At 71.7% G+C, this 5,930-nt stretch carries 5 protein-coding genes; 1 reads left to right on the top strand and 4 read right to left on the bottom strand.

All coding sequences use genetic code 11. The annotated features are described in order from the left end of the window. Positions 1–88: 88 nt before the first annotated feature. The 4 genes from P1P70_RS38890 to P1P70_RS38875 form a co-directional block, all read right to left on the bottom strand. Positions 89–1,348: a pyridoxal phosphate-dependent decarboxylase family protein gene (locus P1P70_RS38890; RefSeq protein WP_319246203.1), complete on the bottom strand. Its 1,260-nt coding sequence runs from the start codon at positions 1,346–1,348 to the stop codon at positions 89–91. A 226-nt stretch (positions 1,349–1,574) separates the two neighbouring features. Next, positions 1,575–4,088: an aminopeptidase N gene (gene pepN, locus P1P70_RS38885; protein ID WP_319246201.1), complete on the bottom strand. Its 2,514-nt coding sequence runs from the start codon at positions 4,086–4,088 to the stop codon at positions 1,575–1,577. Positions 4,089–4,178: 90 nt separating this feature from the next. After that, positions 4,179–4,703 (bottom strand): two-component system response regulator, encoded by a 525-nt coding sequence (locus tag P1P70_RS38880; RefSeq protein ID WP_319246199.1) that lies wholly within the window; start codon positions 4,701–4,703, stop codon positions 4,179–4,181. A gap of 71 nt (positions 4,704–4,774) precedes the next feature. Next, on the bottom strand, positions 4,775–5,161 hold the full coding sequence (locus P1P70_RS38875) for a chorismate mutase (protein WP_319246196.1): 387 nt from the start codon (positions 5,159–5,161) through the stop codon (positions 4,775–4,777). An 83-nt stretch (positions 5,162–5,244) separates the two neighbouring features. On the opposite strand from P1P70_RS38875, the gene P1P70_RS38870 reads away from it, so the two are divergent. After that, the coding region (locus P1P70_RS38870) for a hypothetical protein (protein ID WP_319246194.1) at positions 5,245–5,930 on the top strand (686 nt) is incomplete at its 3' end.

Raw genomic sequence — 5,930 nt, 5'->3', positions numbered from 1 at the left:
GCGAGGGAGAGGTTGGCGGGTCCGATGCCGACGCCGATGAGGTCGCGGGGGGCTTCGGGTTCGGGTTGGTCGTGGGTGGGGGTCGTGCTCATGTGGGGGTGTGTCCTTCGGCGAGGCTTGCGAGGTCTACGAGCTTCAGCAGGGCGGTGAGGTCGTGCGGCCGGGCGTGGGGGTTGAGCAGGGTGGTCTTGAGCCAGAGCCGGTCGTCGAGTAAGGCGCGGCCCAGGACGGCGCGGCCGTCGTGGAGGAGTCGGCGGCGGATGCCGGCCACGGCGGTGTCGGAGGCTCCGGAGGGCCGGAAGAGGACCGTGCTGAGGGTGGGCGGGTCGTAGAGCTCGTAGCGGGGGTGTGCCTCGACGGTGGCGGCGAACTCCTGGGCGAGGGCGCAGACCTGGTCGACGAGTCGGCCGAGTCCGGTGCGTCCCAGGGTCTTGAGGGTGACGGCGGTCTTGAGGATGTCGGGCCGTCGGGTGGTGCGCAGTGACCGGCCGAGGAGGTCGGGCAGGCCGGCTTCGGTGTCGTCGTCGGCGTTGAGGTAGTCGGCGCGCTGGTCGAGTGCGGCGAGGTCTGTCGTGTCCCGTACGGCGAGGAGTCCGGCGGCGACCGGCTGCCAGCCCAGTTTGTGCAGGTCGAGGGTGACGGTGTGGGCGCGGGCGAGGCCGTCGAGCCGGGCGCGGTGGCGGTCGCTGAGGAGGAGGCCTCCGCCGTAGGCGGCGTCGACGTGGAGCCGGGCGTCGTGGGTCCGGCACAGGTCGGCGACGGCGGGGGTCGGGACGACGACGGGTTCGGGCAGGCCGAGCAGCCAGGCGGCGCGGACGAGGGAGTGGTGGGCGTTGGCCCCGCAGACGAGCCGTACGCCGGGGTGCGCCTCCCGGGCCAGGAGGAGGGCGAGTTGGTTGGACTCGGTGCCTCCGGTGGTGACCAGCGCGTCGGCGGCGCCGATTTCCTCGGCCAGGGCTCGTGTCACGAGGGCTTCGAGGGCGGAGGCGGCCGGGGCCTGGTCCCAGGAGTCGAGGGAGGGGTTCAGCACGGAGGCGGCGAGGTCGGCGGCGGCTGCGACGGCCAGGGGCGGGGTGTGCAGATGGGCCGCGCACAGGGGGTCGGCCGGGTCGGCGGTGCCGGCGGCGAGGGCCCGGACCAGGCGGTGGAGGGCGTCCGGGTCGCCTTCGGCGGGCAGCGGCTCGCCGAGGGCGTCCCGCACCATGGCCGCGACCGCCTCCGGGCCGCCGGCGGGGAGGGGGCCGCCCCGCGCCTCGGCCCCTTCGCGCAACGCGTCGAGCACGGTGTCGAGCAACGGCCGGAGCGCGCCGGGACCTTGGGGTCCCGAGGCGAGGGGCGGGGCGGTCATGGATTCCTCCGAGCACGGGGAATCCCATCTTGTACGCCAATCGGGTGCTGAGCCCGAAAAGGCCGTTCATTACAGCCGAAAGAGGGTACGGGGGGCGCTCTGCGCAGCTGTGGCCCCGTCAGGGGTGCGGGGCTGTATCGGTATGCGGCTCCGCCGCGCGGGCGCGACCAGCCACGAACGACCCGCAGGCCCGCAGACGTCGCAAGCCCCTACGGCGCACCCCGGTCTACACCTCTCGCACCCGCAACGCCCTGGCGAGGTCGTCCAGCTGATCCACCAGCTTCCGCCGGAGCGCCGGGATCACCTCGCCGTCCTGGAGGCACCGCTCCCCCAGCCCGAGCGTCTCCGGGTCCACCGCGTACACGGGGAACGCCCACCGCCCGGCCGCTTCCGCGATCGCCGGGCCGCGCCGAGCGGCCAGCGACACCGCGTCGGCCCAGTAGCGCTCGACGTACTCCGTGAGGAGTTCCGCCTGTTCGGGCTGCCAGAAGCCCTGGGCGGTGGCGGTGAACAGGTAGTTGGAGAGGTCGTCGGAGGTGAACATCGCCTCCCAGGCTGCCTGCTTGGCCTCGGGGTCGGGCAGTGCGGCGCGGCAGCGGGCGGCGCCTTCCCGGCCGCTGGCGCTGGGGTCGCGCTCCAGTTCCGCGTCGATGGTGGCGGTGTCGACCTCGCCGAGGACGGCGAGCCGGCCGAGGACGCGCCAGCGCAGTTCGGGGTCGAGTTCGGGTCCGCCCGGGACGGTGCCGTCGGCGAGCCAGGCGGCGATGGTCTCGGGGTGGGCGGCGACGTCGATGAAGTGGCGTACGGCGGTGAGGCGTAGGCCGGGGTTGTCGCCGTCCTCGGTGCGGCGGATGAGGTCGCGGCACAGGGAGCCGAGGGTGGCGAGGCCGGCGGCGCGCTGTTCGGGGGCGAGGTAGCGGTCGGTGACCTGGGTGCCGGCGAAGGCGAGGACCCCCTGGACGATGGCGAGGTCGGTCTCGCGGGGGAGGTGGGTGCGGGCGGCCTCCAGGTAGGCGGTGGGCGGGAGTTCGGCGTCGCGTACGGCGTCGCGCAGGGCGTTCCAGACGACGGCGCGGGTGAGGGGGTCGGGCAGGCCGCAGAGGTGGCCGGTGACGGCGGTGAAGGAGTCGGGGTCGAAGCGGACCTTGGCGTAGGTGAGGTCGCCGTCGTTGAGGAGGAGGAGTGCGGGCCGCTTGCCGATGGGGTGTTCGGGCTGGTCGGCGCTCTGGGGGAGGTCGAGTTCGACGCGGTCGCGGAGGGTGAGGTGGCCCTGGTCGTCGCCGTGGTCGCGGTCGTAGAGGCCGACGGTGATGCGGTGGGGGCGGCTGCCGGTGTGGTCGACGGCGAGGGTGTACGTGCCGTCGGCGACGCGGGTGACCTTGGGGGTGAGGGTGTCGACGCCGGTGGTGCGGAGCCAGGCGTCGGCCCAGGCGTGGACGTCGCGTTCGGTGGCGCCGGCGAGGTTGTCGATGAAGTCGGCGAGGGTGGCGTTGCCGAAGCGGTGGCGGGTGAAGTGGGCGTTGATGCCGGCGAGGAAGTCCTTCTCGCCGAGCCAGGCGACGAGTTGGCGCAGGGCGGAGGCGCCCTTGGCGTAGGAGATGCCGTCGAAGTTGAGGAGGGCGGCGGCGGTGTCGTCGACGTTCTCGGGGGCGACGGGGTGGGTGGAGGGGCGCTGGTCGGCGTCGTAGCCCCAGGCCTTGCGGGTGACGCCGAAGTCGACCCAGGTGTCGGTGAAGCGGCTGGCCTCGGTGAGGGTCTGGTAGCCCATGTACTCGGCGAAGGACTCGTTGAGCCAGATGTCGTCCCACCACTTGAGGGTGACGAGGTCGCCGAACCACATGTGGGCCATCTCGTGGGCGATGACCATGGCGCGGGTCTGGCGTTCGGTGTCGGTGACGGCGGAGCGGTAGACGAACTCGTCGCGGAAGGTGACGAGGCCGGGGTTCTCCATGGCGCCGGCGTTGAACTCGGGGACGAAGGCCTGGTCGTAGGAGTCGAAGGGGTACGGCTCCTCGAACTTCTCGTGGTAGCGGTCGAAGAGGGCGCGGGTGACGTCGAGGATCTCGTCGGCGTCGGTGTCGAGGTGGGGGGCGAGGGAGCGGCGGCAGTGGATGCCGAAGGGCAGGCCGTGGTGTTCGGTGCGGACGGAGTGCCAGGGGCCGGCGGCGACGGCGACGAGGTAGGTGGAGATCAGCGGGGTGGTGGCGGCGCGCCAGGTGCCGTCGTCTCGTCGTTCGGTGATGCCGTTGGCGAGGACGGTCCAGCCTTCGGGGGCGGTGACGGTGAGGTCGAAGGCGGCCTTGAGGTCGGGTTGGTCGAAGGCGGCGAAGACGCGCTGGACGTCGTCCATGAAGAGCTGGGTGTAGACGTAGGTCTCGCCGTCGGTGGGGTCGGTGAAGCGGTGCATGCCCTCGCCGGTGCGGGAGTAGCGCATGGCGGCGTCGACGCGCAGTTCGTGGTCGCCCGGGGTGAGGCCCTTGAGGGGGAGGCGGTTGCCGTCGAGGGTCGCCGGGTCGAGGGGTTCGCCGTCGAGGGTGACGGTGCGCAGTTCGGAGGGCTTGAGCTCGACGAAGGTGTCCGCGGCCTTCTTCTTCCCCCGCACGGTGAAGTGGATGACGGTACGGGAGTCGAAGGTCTCGTCGCCGCGCGTGAGGTCGAGTGCGATCTCGTAGCGGTGGACGTCGAGGAGCCGAGCACGGGCATGCGCTTCGTCGCGCGTCAGTACGGACATGAGGGACATGCTGCCTGATGCCCTTGACGCAGGACAGGGGCGGGCCTGGTACGCGACCTATGTCCGGTCGTACGCGCCGTGCGCCCGGCCGTATGCGGCCTATGCCCGGTCCTTCGCGCCGTCGTGCTGCGCGGGGACGCGCCCCTTGTCGCGCCGGCCGTCGTCGCCGCGGCGTTTGTTGTCCTCGTGGTCTCTGAGGCGTGCGCGTAGGTCGCGGACCTCGCGTTCCAGGGCGTGGGAGCGTTCGTGGGCGTCGTAGAGGTAGCGGACCTTGGTGCGCAGGGCCCAGGGGTCGATGGGTTTCATGACGAGGTCGGCGACGCCGAGGCGGTAGGCGGTGGCGGTGAGTTCGGCGTCGGGGCCGAAGCCGGTGAGGAGGATGACGGGGATGTGCTGGGTCTGTTCGACGCCGCGCATGTAGCGGACGACGTCGAGGCCGCTGACGCCGGGCATGCGGACGTCGAGGAGGAGCAGGCCGATCTGGCCGCGGAGGACTTCCTTGAGTGCCGCGTCGCCGCTGGTGGCGCGCGTCAGCAGGTAGCCCAGCGGGGCCAGGGCGCTCTCCAGGGCGTACAGCGTGTCCTCATGGTCGTCGACGATGAGGATCTTGGCTTCCGGCGGCATGGCCTCTCACCGTGTGTGGTCGATTCCTGACGAGGAGTGCTCACGCAGGATGCCCGGTGGAGGACTCGATGTCACTCCCCCGGGTCGGGTGGGGTGCCCGCCGCGCTGTTCAGGGCGTCGTCCGCGATGCGTTCGTGGTGGCGGATGACCTCGGCGATGATGAAGTTCAGCAGTTTCTCGGCGAACGCCGGGTCGAGCTTGGCGCTTTCGGCGAGTCCGCGCAGCCGGTTGATCTGTTGGGCCTCACGGCCCGGGTCGGCGGCGGGCAGGCTGTGCTCGGCCTTGAGGTGGCCGACCCGCTGGGTGCACTTGAAGCGTTCGGCGAGCATGTGGACGACGGCGGCGTCGATGTTGTCGATGCTGTCGCGCAGCCGGGTGAGTTCGGCCCGTACGTCCGCGTCGACCTCGCCGGCCGGGGCGGCGCCGCTGTTCGCCTGGTTGGTGTTGCTGGTGGTCATGGTCGTCACCCTATGACGCCGTGGTTCGCGGCCCGCACCGGCTTAGAGTGGAACGTATCGAGGCGTCTTTCGGGGGTGCGGACGTGGCGAACGGCGGACCTGTCGAGCACGGCTTCCCGCATCTGGACACCGTGCGGGCGTCGATCACCGCCCTGTACAAACGGCTCTCCTACGACACGATCCAGACCTTCGCCACCAGTGTGGCCCCCGTGGACGTGGCGTTCTGCGACACCGACGATCTGCATCTGGGGGCGCAGCGGGTGGCGCGGGAGCTGGTGCGGCACTACCGGCTGCCGGACGCCCGGATGATCGTCGGGTTCCGGGAGATGACGCACGCGGCGCATGTGGAGCTGGCGGCGGGGCCGGAGTACTTCGTCGAGCTCAACGACCGTTTCCGGACACATCGGCGGGACATCGGGGCGGCCCTCGCGCACGAGGTGATGCACGTCTATCTGCACCGGCTCGGGCTGTCCTTTCCCGGGACCCGTGAGAACGAGATCCTGACGGACACGGCGGCGACGTACCTGGGGGCGGGGTGGCTGCTGCTGGACGCGTTCCGGGAGGACGGGGCGTCGTCGCAGAAGCTGGGGTATCTGACGCCGGAGGAGTTCGGGTACGTGCTGGCCAAGCGGGCGCAGTTGTTCGACGAGGATCCGTCGGTGTGGTTCACCAGCGCGCAGGCGTATGCCGCGTTCACGGAGGGCCGGGCGCGGGCGCGGAGTGACGAGCGGCAGCCGCCGCTGACGGCGGCGGCTGCCGCTCGTCACTC

The sequence above is a fragment of the Streptomyces sp. MB09-02B genome, assembly GCF_033794485.1.
GTDB lineage: Bacteria > Actinomycetota > Actinomycetes > Streptomycetales > Streptomycetaceae > Streptomyces.
The sequence above is the reverse complement of the archived record's forward strand: the minus strand, read 5'-3'. Positions and strand labels throughout refer to the sequence as shown.